General features: G+C 68.9%; 15 protein-coding genes. 7 read left to right on the forward strand and 8 right to left on the reverse strand.

Features of this window, described 5'->3' with window-relative positions:
- The first annotated feature begins 17 nt into the window (after window positions 1–17).
- Together ACT6QK_RS05955 and ACT6QK_RS05960 are read left to right on the forward strand one after the other, a co-directional pair.
- On the forward strand, window positions 18–506 hold the full coding sequence (locus ACT6QK_RS05955; RefSeq protein ID WP_444596897.1) for an Lrp/AsnC family transcriptional regulator: 489 nt from the start codon (window positions 18–20) through the stop codon (window positions 504–506).
- Between the two features lie 33 nt (window positions 507–539).
- Window positions 540–1457: a pirin family protein gene (locus ACT6QK_RS05960; RefSeq protein ID WP_444596898.1), complete on the forward strand. Its 918-nt coding sequence runs from the start codon at window positions 540–542 to the stop codon at window positions 1455–1457.
- A gap of 173 nt (window positions 1458–1630) precedes the next feature.
- Here the strand turns inward: ACT6QK_RS05960 and ACT6QK_RS05965 are convergent, their stop codons facing one another.
- From ACT6QK_RS05965 to ACT6QK_RS05975, 3 genes are all read right to left on the reverse strand, one after another.
- A complete protein-coding gene (locus ACT6QK_RS05965; protein WP_444596899.1) occupies window positions 1631–3349 on the reverse strand; it encodes a bifunctional protein-serine/threonine kinase/phosphatase in 1719 nt (572 codons plus the stop codon).
- Between the two features lie 133 nt (window positions 3350–3482).
- Window positions 3483–3695 carry a hypothetical protein gene (locus tag ACT6QK_RS05970; RefSeq protein WP_444596900.1) on the reverse strand — a complete coding sequence of 71 codons (213 nt, stop codon included), beginning with the start codon at window positions 3693–3695 and terminating at the stop codon, window positions 3483–3485.
- Between the two features lie 75 nt (window positions 3696–3770).
- Window positions 3771–4736, reverse strand: a complete 966-nt coding sequence (locus ACT6QK_RS05975; protein ID WP_444596901.1) for an alpha/beta fold hydrolase — start codon at window positions 4734–4736, stop codon at window positions 3771–3773.
- A gap of 45 nt (window positions 4737–4781) precedes the next feature.
- Here ACT6QK_RS05975 and ACT6QK_RS05980 point away from each other — a divergent pair, with 45 nt between their 5' ends.
- Window positions 4782–5618: an aldo/keto reductase gene (locus tag ACT6QK_RS05980; RefSeq protein ID WP_444596902.1), complete on the forward strand. Its 837-nt coding sequence runs from the start codon at window positions 4782–4784 to the stop codon at window positions 5616–5618.
- A 250-nt stretch (window positions 5619–5868) separates the two neighbouring features.
- On the opposite strand, the gene ACT6QK_RS05985 is transcribed toward ACT6QK_RS05980, so the two are convergent.
- Window positions 5869–8070 (reverse strand): 3-hydroxyacyl-CoA dehydrogenase NAD-binding domain-containing protein, encoded by a 2202-nt coding sequence (locus ACT6QK_RS05985; protein ID WP_444596912.1) that lies wholly within the window; start codon window positions 8068–8070, stop codon window positions 5869–5871.
- A gap of 2 nt (window positions 8071–8072) precedes the next feature.
- Window positions 8073–9278 carry an acetyl-CoA C-acetyltransferase gene (locus ACT6QK_RS05990; protein ID WP_444596903.1) on the reverse strand — a complete coding sequence of 402 codons (1206 nt, stop codon included), beginning with the start codon at window positions 9276–9278 and terminating at the stop codon, window positions 8073–8075.
- Between the two features lie 216 nt (window positions 9279–9494).
- Here ACT6QK_RS05990 and ACT6QK_RS05995 point away from each other — a divergent pair, with 216 nt between their 5' ends.
- Genes ACT6QK_RS05995 through ACT6QK_RS06005 form a run of 3 tightly spaced genes read left to right on the forward strand, consistent with a single transcriptional unit; the run spans window position 9495 to window position 12952 of the window.
- The gene (locus ACT6QK_RS05995; RefSeq protein WP_444596904.1) at window positions 9495–11654 is read left to right on the forward strand and encodes a TonB-dependent receptor; all 2160 of its coding nucleotides are present in this window, start codon (window positions 9495–9497) and stop codon (window positions 11652–11654) included.
- 6 nt (window positions 11655–11660) lie between these two features.
- Window positions 11661–12749, forward strand: coding sequence for a PepSY-associated TM helix domain-containing protein (locus ACT6QK_RS06000; protein WP_444596905.1), 1089 nt, complete (start codon window positions 11661–11663; stop codon window positions 12747–12749).
- Complete coding sequence (locus tag ACT6QK_RS06005) at window positions 12746–12952, forward strand: hypothetical protein (protein ID WP_444596906.1); 207 nt, start codon at window positions 12746–12748, stop codon at window positions 12950–12952. Before ACT6QK_RS06000 ends, ACT6QK_RS06005 begins: the two co-directional genes overlap by 4 nt.
- Before the next feature lie 66 nt (window positions 12953–13018).
- On the opposite strand, the gene ACT6QK_RS06010 is transcribed toward ACT6QK_RS06005, so the two are convergent.
- On the reverse strand, window positions 13019–13519 hold the full coding sequence (locus ACT6QK_RS06010; protein ID WP_444596907.1) for a YciE/YciF ferroxidase family protein: 501 nt from the start codon (window positions 13517–13519) through the stop codon (window positions 13019–13021).
- Between the two features lie 71 nt (window positions 13520–13590).
- Window positions 13591–14310, reverse strand: coding sequence for a Crp/Fnr family transcriptional regulator (locus tag ACT6QK_RS06015; protein WP_444596908.1), 720 nt, complete (start codon window positions 14308–14310; stop codon window positions 13591–13593).
- Between the two features lie 124 nt (window positions 14311–14434).
- On the opposite strand from ACT6QK_RS06015, the gene ACT6QK_RS06020 reads away from it, so the two are divergent.
- Entirely contained in the window at window positions 14435–14635 is a 201-nt protein-coding gene (locus ACT6QK_RS06020; protein WP_444596909.1) for a hypothetical protein, read from the forward strand.
- A gap of 30 nt (window positions 14636–14665) precedes the next feature.
- On the opposite strand, the gene ACT6QK_RS06025 is transcribed toward ACT6QK_RS06020, so the two are convergent.
- Window positions 14666–15917, reverse strand: a 1252-nt coding sequence (locus ACT6QK_RS06025; RefSeq protein WP_444596910.1) for an RNA polymerase sigma factor, incomplete at its 5' end; no start/stop codon positions are given.

The following is a 15917-nucleotide window of genomic DNA, read 5'->3' on the forward strand; positions in this document are numbered from 1 at the left end:
ATTTCGGGAGAAACGCATTGGCCGACGAACTTGATCCTATCGACGCCCGCATACTGGACATCCTGCAACAGGACGCCGGACTGTCGGTCGCCGAGGTCGCCGATCGCGTGGGCCTGTCGGCCTCGCCCTGCTGGCGCCGGATCAAGAGACTGGAGGACTCCGGCCTGATCCGCAAGCGGGTCACCCTGCTGGACGCCACCCTGCTGGGTCTGGACTTCGAGGTCTACGCCATCGTCAAGCTGAACCTGCCGTCGAGCGACAACCTGAAGATCTTCGAGGCCGCCGTGGACGGCTGGCCCGAGGTGGTCCAGTGCGCCACCATCACCGGCCGCGAAGACTATGTGCTGCGCATCGTCACCTCCGACATGCACGCCTTCGACCAGTTCCTGCGCGAGAAACTGCTGACCCTCGGCATCGTCTCCGACTGCGAGAGCCACATCGTGACCCGCGGCGTGAAGAATGTGACCACCCTGCCGCTCGGCATCATCACGCCGCATATCCGCTAGTCGGCTCATCCTCCTGAACGAAAGGCCCGCCCGATGATCGAGATGGTGATCGACGCCCGTCGCAAGGATCTGGGCGGGTTCGAGGTGGGGCGGGTTCTGCCCTTCCATTCGCGGCGGATGGTGGGGCCCTTCATCTTCCTGGATCAAATGGGACCGGCGGAGTTCGCCCCGGGCTCGACCGCCATCGACGTGCGCCCGCATCCGCATATCGGCCTGTCGACCCTGACCTATCTGTTCGAGGGCGAGATCATGCACCGCGACAACCTGGGCTACACCCAGGCCATCCGTCCGGGCGAGGTCAACTGGATGACGGCGGGGAAGGGCATCGTCCATTCCGAGCGCACCGATCCGCTGAAGAAGTCGCAGGGCGGCCCCATGCACGGCATGCAGGCCTGGATCGCCCTGCCGACCGAGGCCGAGGAGATGGACCCCGGCTTCTTCCACCATGGCGAGGCCGATCTGCCGTCGTATGAGTCCGGCGGCCTGTTCGCGCGGCTGGTGGCGGGCGAGGCTTACGGGGCCGAGTCGTCGGTGAAGACCTCGTCCCCACTCTTCTATGTCCATTGGGAGCTCAAGGCGGGGGTGCGTACGGCGCCGCCTCCGGGCAAGGGGCAGGGCGGCATGACCGAACGCGCCCTCTATGTCGCCAAGGGGGCGATCGAGGTGGCCGGCCGCGAGTTCCACGCCGGCCAGATGATCGTGCTGGAACCCCAGGCCGAGCCGACGCTGAAGGCCCTGACCCAGTCGACCGTCATGGCCCTGGGCGGAGAGCCGGTCGGCGAGCGGCTGATCTGGTGGAACTTCGTCGCCTCCAGTCAGGAGCGGATCGATCAGGCCAAGGCCGACTGGAAGGCCGGCCGCATGAAGCTGCCGACCGAGGACGACCTGGAGTTCATTCCCCTGCCGGACGAGCCGACGCCCGTCCCGCCCAAGCCGACCGATCCGGTTTGACTGCCGCCGCCATAGACAAACTCCGTCACTCCCGGGCTTGACCCGAGGGCCGGCGTTAAGGGCGCGCGGCGCCGTAATGCAGGTGGTGATGAGGGGGCGCCTTTCGAGGCGCACAATAGGCTGACCCTCCGGCCCTCGGGTCAAGCCCGAGGGTGATGGATTTTGATGTGGGCCTACCGCGTCGCCAGCGACACCAGCAGGGCGATCAGCAGCAGGATGCAGACCCCCTGCCAGAACCGGACGGGGTTCTTCTCGATCAGGGACAGGGGTTCATGTCGCTGGACGGCCAGGGCCGATCCGCCTTCCAGCACCTGGATCAGGTCATCGACGTCGGCGTAGCGATCGGCCGGATCCAGGGCGATGGTCCGGGCCAGGGCCGCCTCCAGCCAGGCCGGCATGTCCGGGCGATGTTTCGTCGCCGGCGTCGGCGGGTGGTCGAACCGGGGACGGCTCTCGGCGTCCACCTCGCCCCAGGGATAGGTCTTGGTGAACAGGCGATAGAGGGTCACGCCCAGGGCGAACTGGTCTGTCTTCGCGTCTCCGGCGGCGCCGTCGAACATTTCCGGGGCCATGAAGCCGGGGGTGCCGGGCGCCTCAGACTCCGCGAACTCCTCCACGCGCGGCAGGCGGGCGACCCCGAGGTCGATCAACTTGATCCCGCCGTCCTTCTCCAGAACCACATTGTCCGGCTTGATGTCGCGGTGGGCCACGCCCAGGCGGTGCAGGGCCGAGACCGCGCGCGCCAGCTTGATGGCCAGGGCCACGCCCGGCTGGATCTCGAACGGCCCCTCCTCGGCCAGACGGCGGTGCAGGGTTCCGCCCTCATAGAAGGGCTGGACGATATAGAGGCGGCTCTGGCGTCCCGCCGGCAGGTCCAGCACCCGGCCGACCAGGGGGCTGTCGATGCGGCGCCCGATGAAGCTCTCCCTCAGGAAGGCCGACCGCGCCCCTTTTTCCGACAGGACGGCGGGCTTGGGGAACTTCAGGATCAGCGGGCCGCCGATGCGCGCACCGTCGCCCTCCAGCTCGTCCCGCGCGCGGAAGATGCGGGTATAGCGGCCGTCGGACAGCACCCGCTCCAGTCGGAAGCCGTCGACATTGGCCCCGGCCTCCGGGACCGACTCGACCGGCAGACGCTGGGCCTCGTCACCCAGACTGTCCCAGTCCACGGCGCCGACGCGGACGACATCCACCAGAACCGCCGTGGCGTTGTCGGCCGTGCCCGCAGCGGTCGCGGCCTGCACCAGCATCCGGGCGTCCGCATCCGGCGAGCCGCGCCGTGCCAACAGCCGCGTCAGGGTCGCCTCATCCAGAACGCCGTGAACGCCGTCGGTGGTCAGCAGCAGGCGGTCGTGCGGCTCCAACTGGACCGTGCGCACATCCAGGCGGATGTCCTGTTCGATCCCCACCGCGCGATAGAGGACGTGTTTCACCCCCGGTCGGTCCAGGGCGTGATCCTCAGTCAGGCGGCTCAGGACGCCGTCGCGCAGGTGCCAGGCGCGGCTGTCGCCGACATGCAGCACCGTCGCCTCGCGCCCGCGCATGACCACGGCGGTGAAGGTGGTCGCCGCCCCCTCCATGGCCGGATCGCTGCGCGCGCGCGAATGGAGCCAGCGGTTATAGGCGCGCAGGGCGTTCAGTCCGGCCGCCGCCACCCCCGCCATGGGGTTCTGGTCCAGATAGCCGTCGATGAAGTTGCGGACCGCCAGCTCCGAGGCGACGCGCCCGCCCTTGCCGCCCGACACCCCGTCCGCGATCACGGCGATGACGCCGTTGATCCTCTGCTCAGCGTCGTCGCCGATGTGGACGCCGCCGAAATCCTGGTTGTCCGCCTTGGGCCCCCGCTCCGAGGCGAAGCCCGCCGCGATCTCCAGTCTGGCTTCGGTGTTCATGACGTCCCCGGCGCGATCCCCGGTTCAGTTGCACCGCACAATGGACGGAAAAGCAATCTGGACGTCGAACGGCGAGATCGCGGACGGTGTGAAGGGCGGGCCGAGATCGTTCCGGCCCAGCACCGGGTCGGGCTCAGTAGCCGACGGACCTCGTGTCGTCCGCCGCCCCGCCGAGGGCCCGGCAGATGTATTCTCCGGACCGGCCCCCGATCGAAGCCACCCAGGCGCCGCCTCGCTGTGCACAGGCCCGGGACTCTTCGGCCAGACGCGCCGTTGCGGCGGAGGGCGGGGTTTGGGTGGCGCAGGCGGAAACAGCCAGGGCGGAAACAAGGATCAGGGCGCGCATGTCGTTCTCCTCTTGTCCGATGGAGGGCATCACGGATCACAAGGCTTGGCAAGCCGGGCAACTGCGCCGCATCGGTCAGAGGGTTGCAAGGAACCCGAGCAAGGCCGCGTTGACCGCGTCAGGCTGTTCCTGCTGGATCCAGTGGCCCGCGCCTTCCAGAACCGTCTGGCTGCGCAGGTCGGGGGCCCAGTCCTTGAGGCCGGCCTCGTGCTGGCCGGCGTAGACGCGCACGGGATCCTTGTCCCCGACCAGGAAGGCGGCGGGCACGGCGATGCGCTTGTTCTGGAGGTGGGCCGTCAGGCGCCAGTTCAGGTCGATGCAGCGATACCAGTCCAGCGGGCCGCGAAAGCCGGAAGCGGTGAAGGCCGCGACGTATTCGCCGAAATGGGCCTCGCTCATCCACGGCGGCAGGGCGGCGTCTTCCGCGACCGAGGAGAGGAAGGTCTTGCCCTCGCGCATGAAGCCGGTCGAGCGCCGGTCGTCGGGCGTCGCGCCGTCATAGGCATGGAAGCCGCGCCTGAGCGCTGAGGCCACATCGGACTCGAACTCCAGATGGGCGTCCGGCGCCTGGAACTGGTTGATGTAGAAGTCGCCCAGGCCCAGCCGCTGCGACAGGGCGCGCATCAGGACCGTCGGCGGGGCCTTGGGACTGCGCGGCTGAAAGGGGACTGACAGGCCCATCACCGACCGGAACAGATCAGGCCGCGTCAGGGCGCAGTGCCAGGCCACCGGGGCGCCCCAGTCATGGCCGACGACATGACAGCGGGTCTTGCCGAGCGCGCGAACGAGATCGACCATGTCGCCGACCAGATGCAGGATGGTGTGGTCCTCGCGCGCCCCGGGCCGGTCCGTGCCGCCATAGCCGCGCATGTCGGGGGCCACGGCGTGATAGCCGGCCTCGGCCAGGGCCTGGACCTGCGCCCGCCAGCTGATGCCCAGTTCGGGGAAGCCGTGGATCAGGACGACCAGTTCGCCGTCCTCGGGGCCGGCCTCGAGCACCTGTTGGGTCAGGCCGTCGGTGGTGATTTTCCGCGTCCGCATCATCCCCCCTTGGCGCCATTCGATCCGGCGCGCATTTGAGGCGGCATGACCCGCCTCGTCTCTTTCGCTGACGGTACGACCGTTCCCGCCCTCGGCCAAGGCACGTGGGAGATCGGCGATCACCCTGCCCTGCGCGACGCCGAACAGGCGGCCCTGTCGCGCGGCATCGACCTGGGCCTGACCCTGATCGACACGGCCGAACTGTATGGCGACGGGAGGTCCGAGCGACTGGTCGGGGAGGTCATCAAGGGTCGCCGCGACGAGGTCTTTCTGGTCTCCAAGGTCCGGCCCGAGAACGCCTCGGAGCTGAAGATGATGCTGGCCTGCGAGCGGTCGCTGGAGCGGCTGGGGACCGACCGGCTGGACCTCTATCTGCTGCACTGGGAAGGCAACGTCCCGATCGAGGAGACCGTCGAGGCGTTCCAGGAACTGGTGGACGAGGGGATGATCGTCCGCTGGGGCGTGTCCAACCTCGATCTGGACGCCATGCAGAGGCTGGAGGCCGTGGACGGCGGTGACCTCTGCGCCGCCAACCAGTTGCTCTACAATCTGGGCTCGCGCGGCATCGAATATGACCTGATGCCCTGGATGCGGGCGCGGGACATGCCGGTCATGGCCTATTCGCCGCTGGGGCGCGGCGGTCTGTTGCAGCACCCGCTGATCGTGGACATCGCCGACCGCCACGACGCCGACCCGGCCCAGGTGGCCCTGGCCTTCACCCTGCTGCACGACGGGGTCATCGCCATACCGAAGGCGTCGTCCGTCGAACATGTCGAGAAGAACGCCGATGCGCTGGAGATTCAGTTCGACGCCGAGGATCTGGAGCGGCTGGACGCGGCCTTCCCGCCGCCGGAGACGGCCCAGCCGCTGGATATGATCTGACCTTCCCTCTCCCGGCGGGAGAGGGCTTGAGCCTCCGGGAGCGAAGCGATCGGCCAGGCGAAAGGGTGAGGGGTTGGCGTCTGAGGCGGGCATGAAAGGTGCACGCGCGCCCGGGTGACGGCTCGCGCCGACTGACCCGCCAACCCCTCATCCGTCTCGCTTCGCGAGCCACCTTCTCCCGCCGGGAGAAGGAAAAAAGAAAAAGGCCGAGATCGCTCCCGGCCTTTTCCGTCTGTGTTGTCGCGAAGGCTTACGCCGCCGCCTCCTGCTTGCCGGCGAAGTCACCATAGAAGGTGCGTCCTTGGGCCGCCATGTCGCGCAGCAGTTGCGGAACCTTGAAGCGGTCGCCGTAGGTCGCGGCCAGACGGTCGGCGGTTTCCACGAAGTTCGCCAGTCCGGTCTGGTCGATCAGGGTGATCGGGCCGCCGGTCCAGGGCGCGAAGCCCCAGCCCAGGATGGCGCCGAGGTCGGCCTCGCGCGGATCGTCGATGACGCCCTCTTCCCAGCAGCGCGCCACCTCGACGGCCTGACGATAGAGCAGGCGGGTCTTCAGCTCGTCGATCTGGGCGAAGGCGGTCGGCTCCTCGGGACGGTCGATGCCCTTGGTGGTGGGCGCCAGTTCGGCCAGGCCCGCCCAGATCGTCTTGGGCTTGGTGGCGTAGTCGTAGAAGCCCATGCCGTTCTTGCGGCCGAACCGCCCGCCCTCGACCATCTTCGCGACGATGTCGGCGCCCTCGGCCGGGACGTATTTGTCGCCCAGGTCGATCGCCGTCTGTTTGGCGATCTTGTAGGAGAGGTCGAGCGCCACGTCGTCGTGCATTTCCAGCGGGCCGCGCGGCATGCCGGTCATGCGGCCGACATTGTCGATCAGGGCCGGGCCGTAGCCTTCTTCCAGCATGGCCATGCCCTCCATCAGGAAGGTGGAGAAGCAGCGCGAGGTGTAGAAGCCTCTGGAGTCATTGACGACGATCGGGGTCTTCTTGATTTTCAGGACATAGTCGAGCGACTTGGCGAGGGCCTCTTGGGACGTCTTCTCGCCCATGATGATCTCGACCAGCATCATCTTGTCGACGGGCGAGAAGAAGTGGATGCCGATGAAGTCCTCGGGACGGACGCTGGCCTCGGCCAGGCCCGTGATCGGCAGGGTCGAGGTGTTGGAGCCGAAGACGGCGCCCTCGGCCAGCTGGGCCTCGGCGCGTTTGGTGACGTCGGCCTTGATCTCGCGGTTCTCGAACACCGCCTCGATGACGAGGTCCGAGCCCTTGATGAGATCGTAGTCGGTGGTGGCGGTGACCGAGCCGAGCAGGGCCTCGTATTTCGGCTGATCGATCTGGCCGCGCGACAGGCGCTTCTTCAGCAGCTCCTCGACATGGGCCTTGCCCTTGTCGGCGGCCTCCTGATCGCGGTCAATCAGGATGGTCTCGATGCCGGCCAGAGCCTGCACATAGGCGATGCCGGCGCCCATCATGCCCGCGCCGATGACGGTGACCTTCTTGGGATCGGACTTCGGCACGCCCGCCGGGCGCACGGCGCCCTTGTCGAGTTCCTGCTTGGACAGGAACAGCGAACGGATCATGGCCTGGGCCTGGGGCGTCATCAGGGTCTTGATGAAGTAGCGGGTCTCGATGCGCAGGGCCGCGTCCATCGGCACCTGAACGCCCTCGAACACGGCGCTCATCAGGTTCACGACCGCCGGATAGTTGCCGAAGGACTGCTTGCGAAGCATGGCGTTGCCGACCACGAAGTTCTGCATCCCCGCCGGATGGTAGGGGCCGCCGCCGGGCAGTTTGAAGCCCTTGTCGTCCCACGGCTGGACGGCCTTGCCGCCATTCCTGATCCAGGCTTTCGCCGCCTCGACCTCGCCGCCGACCGGCACGACCTCATGGACGATGCCCGCACCCTTGGCGTCGTTGGGGCGGAAGGACTTGCCCTCGCTCATGGCCATCATCGCCGCCTGGACGCCGATCAGGCGCGTCAGCCGCTGGGTGCCGCCGCCGCCGGGGAAGAGGCCGACCTTGATCTCGGGCAGGCCCAGCTGGATCTTCGGGCTGTCGCCGACCACCCGGTAGTGGCAGGCCAGGGTCAGCTCGAGGCCGCCGCCCAGGGCCAGGCCGTTGATCGCGGCCGCCACCGGCTTGCCGCACGTCTCCAGCGCGCGCAGGGCGCCGTTCATCCGCCAACCGGCGTCGAACGCCTGTTGCAGCGAACCGCCCGCCAGCATGCCGCCGGCCATGTCGCCGAGGTCGGCCCCGGCGCAGAAGCCGGACGCCTTGCCCGAGGTGATGACCACGCCCTTGATGGCGTCGTCCGATTTGATGGTCTCCACCAGCTGCGGCATCTCGGCCATGACGCTGGAGGTCAGGGTGTTCATCGAACGGCCCGGCACGTCGAAGGTGACGAGGGCGATGCCGTCGGCGTCGACGTCGATCTTGAAGTTTTCCTTGGGTGTGATCCTCAGACGCGTTCGATGACGGTGGCGGTGCCCATGCCGCCGCCGATGCACAGGGTGATGAGGGCGGTCGACTTGTTGGACCGCTCCAGCTCGTCCAGGGCGATGCCGGTGATCATGGCGCCGGTGGCGCCGAGCGGGTGACCCATCGAGATGCCGCCGCCGTTCACGTTCATCTTGTCGTGAGGGATGTCCAGCGCCTGCATGTAGCGCAGGACGACGGCGGCGAAGGCCTCGTTCAGCTCCCATACGTCGATGTCGGCGGTGGTCATGCCCAGCTTGCCCAGCAGCTTGCGCGTCACATACTCGGGTCCGGTCAGCATGATCGAGGGCTCCGAACCGATCGAAGCGCCGCCGAGGATCTTGGCGCGCGGCTTGAGGCCCAGGGCCTTGCCGGCCTCAAGGCTGCCGATCAGCACGCCCGCAGCGCCGTCCACGATGCCGGACGAGTTGCCGGGGGTGTGGACGTGGTTGACCTTCTCGACCTCGGGATAGCGCTGTCCGATCACGGCGTCGAAGGCCATCTCGCCCATCATGGCGAAGGAGGGGTTCAGCCCGCCCAGGGACTGCATGTCCGAGTTGGGACGCACGGTCTCGTCATGGTCGAGGATGTTCAGGCCCAGCTGGTCCTTGACCGGCACGACCGAGTTCTTGAACCGGCCCTCGGCCCAGGCGCGGGCGGCGCGCTTGTGGCTCTCGACCGAATAGGCGTCCACGTCGTCGCGGCTGAAGCCGTATTTGGAGGCGATCATGTCGGCCGACACGCCCTGGGGCACGAAATAGGCCGGGAAGGCGATCGACGGATCGGTCGGCCAGGCGCCGCCGTCCGAACCCATCGGCACGCGGCTCATGGCTTCGACGCCGCCGCCGACGGCGAAGTCGGCCTCGCCGGACTTCACTTTCGCGGTGGCCATGTTCACGGCTTCCAGACCCGAGGCGCAGAAGCGGTAGATCTGGACGCCCGCCGTATATTGCGACCAGCCGGCGTTCAGCACGGCGGTGCGGGCGATATCCGCGCCCTGTTCGCCCACGGGGGAGACGCAGCCGAGGATGACGTCATCGACCCTGGACGTGTCCAGATCGTTGCGGTCCCGCAGGGCCTCCAGCACCTGGGAGGCCAGGCTGAGGCCGGTGATCTCGTGCAGGGACCCGTCCTTCTTGCCTTTGCCGCGCGGGGTGCGAACGGCGTCGAAGATATAGGCGTCGGCCATGGAGCGTTCCTTTTCTTGTCCCTATCGCTCGGCTCGCGGAGCCTCGCTGCTTGAGGGACGGGCGGATTCGAGCGTGCCCGCCACAAACCCGACGTTTACGTCAACGTCAAGTAATATCGGCAATGGGCCTTCCCAACCCGACCTGCGACGCTGCGGCGCTTGCGGTGGGTCGTTTAGCTATGTAGTGCGACGCATTCTCATTATTGGAGTGCGTCTGTGTCCCTCGTCCGTGTCGTCCTGTCCTCCTCCGTCGCCGTCGCGGCCCTGCTTTCGGCGGGGCTGGCCCAGGCCCAGAGCGGCGCGCAGCCGGTCGATCGGGTCGAAGACGTGGTGGTCACGGGCTCGCAGGTCGATCTGCCGCCGCCGGCTCCGGGCGGGCAGGTGGCGACGGGCGCCCGCGTCGGTCTGTTCGGGGCGCTGGAGACGCTGGATACGCCGTTCAATGTCACCGGCTACACCGAGGCCTTGGCGCGCAACCAGCAGGCCCGCAGCGTCGCCGACGTGCTGCAGAACGATCCGGTGGTCCGCGTCTCCAAGGGGTTCGGCAATTTCCAGGAGCTCTACGTCGTCCGGGGCTTCCCGATCTATTCGGACGACATGACCTATAACGGCGTCTACGGCGTCCTTCCGCGCCAGTTCGTGGCGGCGGAGTTTCTGGAGCGGGTCGAGGTGCTGCACGGCGCCAGCGCCTTCCTGAACGGGGCCACGCCCGGCGGCAGCGGCGTCGGCGGGGCGATCAACCTGATGCCCAAGCGCGCGCCCTCGGGCGGCTTGAACCGCGTCACGGCCGGGCTGGAGGGCGGTGGCGAACTCTATCTGGCCGGAGATGTGGCCCGTCGCTTCGCCGACGACCGGTGGGGGGTGCGGGCCAACATCGCCCGGCGCGACGGCGAGTCCTCGGTGGACGGGCAGGATCGGGAATTGACCGTCTTCGGCCTCGGCGTGGACCGGCGCGGGGACCTGGCCCGGTTCTCGGCCGACCTGGGCTGGCAGGATCACCGCATCGACGCCCCGCGCCCCAGCGTGACGCCTCTCGGCGCCGTGCCCGAGGCGCCGTCGGGCGACGTCAACTTCGCCCAGCCCTGGACCTATACGGACGAGCGCCAGCTGTTCGGCGTGGCGCGCGGCGAGCTCGACCTGACGCCGGACGTCACCACCTGGGCCGCCGTGGGCGGTCGCGACGGGCGCGAGGAGAACGTTCTGGCCAATCCCTCGGCAAGCGCGACCGGCGCCCTGTCGGCCTATCGGTTCGACAACGCCCGCGAGGACCGCGTCTTCGCCGCCGACGTGGGGATTCGGGGGCAGGTGACGACCGGATCGGTGGGTCACCGCCTGGTCGCCTCGGCCTCGACGGTGCGGTCATCGTCGCGCAACGCCTACGCCTTCTCCAGCTTCGCCGGGTTTTCGGCCGGGACCCTGTCCGCCCCGGTCGCGGCGACCCGGCCCGCCGCCGACTTCTTCATCGGCGGCGATCTGGACGATCCGCACGTGACCGAGCGGGTCGAGAACACCAGCGTCGCCGTGGCGGACATGCTGTCCTTCTGGGACGGCCGCATTCTGGCGATCGCCGGCCTGCGCTGGCAGAAGATCGAGACCAAGACCTATGACTACAACTCCGGCGCCTTCAGCTCGGGCTATACCGGCGAGGCGACGACCCCGGCCTTCGGGCTGGTGCTGAAGGCCACGCCGCAGATCTCGCTCTACGCCAACTACGCCGAGGCGCTGCAGCCGGGCCAGACGGCCCCGGCCGTGTCGGGCGGCGTGCCGGTGGTGAACGCCGGAGAGGTCCTGTCGCCCTTCCGCGCCAGACAGGGCGAAGTCGGGGTCAAGTATGACGCGGGTCGCTGGGGCGGCACGGTAAGCCTGTTCCGGACGACCCAGCCCAGCGCCCTGATCGTCAACAACCGCTTCACCGCCGACGGCGACCAGGAGAACAGCGGCGTCGAGATCAGTGCGCACGGGGAGATCGCGCCCGGCCTGCGCCTGCTGGGCGGCGCGACCTGGCTGGACGGCGAACTGGTTCAGACGGCCGGGACGGGGCGCGAGCCCATCGGCGTGCCGGACTTCCAGACCAATCTGAACCTGGAGTGGGACGTGCCGGCCGTGCAGGGTCTGACTGTCGAGGGCCGTGTGGTCCATACCGGCAAACAGCCGATCGACACGGCCGGCGCCGCCCACATCGACGCCTGGACCCGGCTGGATGTCGGCGCCCGCTATGCCATGGACATCTCCGGTCGGCCCGTGACCTTCCGCGCCCGGGTCGAGAACGTGGCGGACGAGGACTACTGGGCGGCGACGGGGGGATACCCCGGGGCCAACTATCTGACCCTCGGCGCCCCCCGGACCTTGCTGTTTTCGGTCTCCGCTGATTTCTGACGTCGGATGAAGGCTTCGACGCTCCGCGCCTGGTCGTGGGTCCATACCTGGTCGAGCCTGGTCTCGACCCTGTTCCTGCTCATGCTGTGCCTGACCGGCCTGCCTCTGGTCTTCACGCATGAGCTGGATCATCTCCTGCTGGGCCACGATGAGCGGCCCATGCAGGCGGATGGCCCGCGTCTGAACCTGGATCAGGTGCTGGACGTCGCGTTGGCGCGCCATGCGGGCGGCGTGCCGATGTTCATGAGTTTCGACGAGGACCGGCCGGTCGTGAACGTCACGACCATCGACGCCGGCGGTCCCGCCGAAAACTACACCTTCCAGCCCATCGACCAGATCTCCGGCGCGGCCGCCCCGCCCGTCGCCGGGCACCCGGTGATGGAGTTCATCCTCCAGCTGCACACCGACATGTTCCTGGGTCTGACGGGGATGCTGTTCCTCGGCCTGATGGGGCTGATGCTGGTCGCGGCGCTGGTGTCCGGCATGGTGCTCTATGCGCCCTTCATGCGGAGGCTGCCGTTCGGCACGGTCCGGGCGTCGAAGGCGGCGCGGACCCGTTGGCTGGACTATCACAACCTGCTGGGGATCGTGACGGCCGCCTGGGTCCTGGTCGTGGGCGTGACCGGGGTGGTCAACACCCTGGCCGTGCCGATCATCGCCTATTGGAAGGACACGTCGCTGGCGGCGCTGACACGGCAGTATGACGGCCCGGTCGCCCTGACCGGGCGCAGTTCGCTGGACGCCGCCGTCGAGCGGGCCAAGCACGCCCTGCCGGGCATGACCCTGCAGTTCGTGGCCTTCCCCGGCTCGACCTATTCGACCGACAATCACTACGCCGTCTTCTTCCACGGCGACACGCCGCTGACGACCCATATGACCACTCCCGCCCTGATCGACGCGCGCACGGGCGAGTTGGCGGCGGTGGCTCAGATGCCCTGGTATGTGAAGACCCTGTCTTTGTCGCAGCCGCTGCATTTCGGCGACTACGGCGGTCTGCCGCTCAAGATCCTGTGGGCGATCCTGGATCTGGCGATGATCGTGATCCTGATCTCGGGCCTCTACCTCTGGGTGGCGAAGCGGAGGCGCAGGGCATGAGGGGCCCGAAGGAGGGCAGGGGCGCCGGGCGCGGCCTGTCGCTGTGGGCGATCTTCGCCATCCCGATGGTCGTAGCGGCGCTCAGCCTGATCGGGCTCGTGGGCGCCCTGCTGGATGACGGGGCGTGGGACTGGATCGGCGCGGGGCTGTTGGCCGTGCCGGTGGCGGTCACGGTTTGGGCCCTCATGCGCCGGCGCGGCTGATGATCTGAAAGACGAAAGGCGCGCCCCTTTCGGAGCGCGCCTCACAGCCAAACCAACGCCGGTGGATCAGGCGGCGGTCTTCATCGCCTCGGCGTTGACGGCGGCGTCGGCCATGCCGGTCAGGTCCTCGTCGGTCTGGCTCTCTTCCTGCAGGGTCTCGTCGAGCAGGGCGGCGGCGTCGTTCAGGCCGAGCACCAGGGCCCAGCGCTTCAGGGTGCCGTAGCGGGTGATCTCATAGTGTTCGACGGCCTGGGCGGCGGCCAGAAGGCCGGCGTCTAGCGCGGGCGAACCCTTGTATTCCTCGGCGATCTCGTCGCCCTCGGCCAGAATGCCTTCGATGGCGTCGCAGGTCTTGCCGCGCGCGGGCTTGCCGATGATCTCGAACACCTGCTGCAGGCGTTCGATCTGGCCTTCGGTCTGGCTCTTGTGCTTCTCGAAGGCGGCCTTGAGCTCGGGCGACTGGGCCGCGCGCTGCATCTTGGGCAGGGACTTCAGGATCTTCCGCTCGGCGTAATAGATGTCCTTGAGCGTGTCGTGGAACAGGGTGTCGAGGGTCTTGTCGGCCATGAGGATTCTCCGTTGAGGCAGGCCACAGGAAGCCCCTCGGAGAACGGAGGTTCCTATGTCGGGAAGGCGACCTAGCTCCGCCCTTCCATGCCGATCAGGTCGTCCAGCCGGGGGCGCAGCATGCGGTAGCAGTCGCAGGCGGCCGCCTCGAGACCGGGTCGGTCGATGATGCGGATGACGCCCCGGCCGTAGGCGATGAACTTGCGGCGTTTCAGCTGGGACGCCGCCTCGCTGACGGTGGAACGCCGGGCGCCGATCAGCCGGGCCAGCTCCTCCTGCCGGAAGATCAGGGTCGGGTTGGGCGACAGGTCGCGCGCCGTCAGGATCCAGCGGGCGATCCGGGCGGGGATGGGATGCAGGGCGTTGCAGGCGGCCGTCTGGGCGGCCTGGGCCTGATAGAGGTCCGTCAGGGCCAGAAGGCGGGTCATCAGGGCCGGACGTTCCGCCGCCAAGGCGCGCAGGGCGGCCGCGCTGGCGACCCAGGCCTCGCCCGAGGCCCGACAGACGATCTCCCAGGCGCTGGGGCGATCGGCCATGAAAGGCGCCAGGCCCGTCAGTCCCTCATGGCCGACCACGGCCGTCTCGATGGCGCCCCCGTCGGGGAAGCGGACCAGATTAGCGAACTGGGCGTCGATCGGAAAATGGACCTCGGTGATGGCGGCGCCCTGGTCGACGACGATCCGATCGACCGTCACGGACACGCGACGAAGCAGCGGGCGCAGGGCGGCGGCCTCCTCGGCGTCGAGCGTGGCGAGGAAGCGATTGTCGGGCTGGGGATCGGGATGCTGCATCCCCCTGCAACGCTCAAGGCTCCGCTTGGCTGCGGAAGGGCGATCTTGTTCCGCCTGTGTCGGCGGGCGGGCTTAGCCGTGAGACCGGTTGTGCTATGCCCAAGCTCGCTGAGGAGGGCGCGGCGTGAAGACCTATTTCTGTTTCATCGAACGCGACATCCTGGGCACGCCCCATATGGAGCCGCTGGCCGCCGAGACCGACGCCGAGGCCCTGATCGAGGCCGAGGCCCTGTTGCGCACCCATGCCAGCGGCATCGCCGCCCATGTCCTCTGCGAGAACCTGCGCATCGGGACGGTGCGACGCCCCGAGGTCTCCGGAACCTGATCGACCGCCGTCCGCGGCGAGCGAGGCGTTTCAGTCCAGCTGGGCCACGAGGAAGTCGCGCAGACGCGGATCGTCGGTTAGGCCGATGGCGCGCTGGACGGCGGCTTGCCTGCCGGGGGCTCCGGCCAGACCCAGCACATGGGCGCGCGCCACCCAGTAGGGCGCGTAGCCGGCGGCCTCGGGCGGCAGGGCGTCCAGCAGCGCCACCGCGGCCGCGGGCTCGCCGGATTCGGCCAGGGCCACGGCCTGGCCCACGCGCGCGCCGAGGTTGGGGTGGTGCTGCACGAGCAGGCCGTAGAGGTGCGCGATGGCGCGCCAGGGCGTCTGTCCCGTGGCGCGGCGCTGGGCATGGGCCGACTGGATGGCCGCCTCGATCTGGAAGGGGCCCGGCTGACGCAGTTCGGCGGCGGTCCACAGCGCCCGCTCGGCCTCGCGGATCAGGTCGTCGCGCCAACTGGCCGGGTCCTGCGCCGCCAGGGGCACGAAGCGGCCCTCGGCGTCGAACTGCGCCGCCCGTCGCGCCTCGGCATGCAGCAGCAGGGCCAGAAGCCCCAGGGCCTCGGCCTGCCCGGGCAGCAGCTGCGCCGCCAGGCGCGCCAGGAATAAGGCCTCTTCGCGCAGGTCCTCGGCCGGGGTGTCCAGTGCGTGCCGACCCAGGGTGTAGGCGGCGTAGACGGCCTCCAGCACGGCGGCCAGGCGTGCGGGCAGCTCGCGGGCGTCCGGCGCCTCGAAACGCAGCCCGGCTTCGCGGATCCTCGTCTTGGCCCGAACCAGGCGCTGGGCCATCGCCGCGGGCGAGACGAGGAAGGCGCTGGCGATCACCTTGGCGTTGAGCCCCAGCACCGCCTGCAGCATCAGAGGCGCGTGGACGTTGGCCTCGATGGCCGGATGGGCGCAGACGAACATCAACTGAAGTCGCGGGTCGGGTACGGCCTGGCGCCCGGCCGCCTCGGGTTCGATGTCGTCGAGCACGGCGACGACGCGCGGGTCCAGTGTCAGCCGGACGTGGCGGGCGTTGTGCAACAGACGCCGCCGCGCCGCCGCAGCCAGCCAGGCTTCCGGCGCATCCGGAACGCCCTGTTCGGGCCAGTGGCGCAGCGCGGCGGCGAAGGCGTCGGCCAGGGCGTCCTCGGCGGCGGCCAGGTCGCGCCACTGCCAGGCGAGGCGGGCGACGAGACGGCCGTAGCTCTCACGAGCGACGCGCTCGGCCGCCGCCGCCGCCGCGCCGTCGCTCATGCAGGGGCGTTCGTCGGGGGCGGCAGAACCGGCCGCACCTCGACGC

Origin of the sequence: Brevundimonas sp., from assembly GCF_052436175.1 — a bacterium.
Classification (GTDB): Bacteria; Pseudomonadota; Alphaproteobacteria; order Caulobacterales; family Caulobacteraceae; genus Brevundimonas.

Coding starts and splice junctions, on each gene's coding strand:
- ACT6QK_RS05960 (WP_444596898.1), top strand. CDS start 540: ATGATCGAGATGGTGATCGACGCCCGTCGCAAGGATCTGGGCGGGTTC.
- ACT6QK_RS05965 (WP_444596899.1), bottom strand. CDS start 3,349: ATGAACACCGAAGCCAGACTGGAGATCGCGGCGGGCTTCGCCTCGGAG.
- ACT6QK_RS05970 (WP_444596900.1), bottom strand. CDS start 3,695: ATGCGCGCCCTGATCCTTGTTTCCGCCCTGGCTGTTTCCGCCTGCGCC.
- ACT6QK_RS05975 (WP_444596901.1), bottom strand. CDS start 4,736: ATGCGGACGCGGAAAATCACCACCGACGGCCTGACCCAACAGGTGCTC.
- ACT6QK_RS05980 (WP_444596902.1), top strand. CDS start 4,782: ATGACCCGCCTCGTCTCTTTCGCTGACGGTACGACCGTTCCCGCCCTC.
- ACT6QK_RS05990 (WP_444596903.1), bottom strand. CDS start 9,278: ATGGCCGACGCCTATATCTTCGACGCCGTTCGCACCCCGCGCGGCAAA.
- ACT6QK_RS06000 (WP_444596905.1), top strand. CDS start 11,661: ATGAAGGCTTCGACGCTCCGCGCCTGGTCGTGGGTCCATACCTGGTCG.
- ACT6QK_RS06005 (WP_444596906.1), top strand. CDS start 12,746: ATGAGGGGCCCGAAGGAGGGCAGGGGCGCCGGGCGCGGCCTGTCGCTG.
- ACT6QK_RS06010 (WP_444596907.1), bottom strand. CDS start 13,519: ATGGCCGACAAGACCCTCGACACCCTGTTCCACGACACGCTCAAGGAC.
- ACT6QK_RS06015 (WP_444596908.1), bottom strand. CDS start 14,310: ATGCAGCATCCCGATCCCCAGCCCGACAATCGCTTCCTCGCCACGCTC.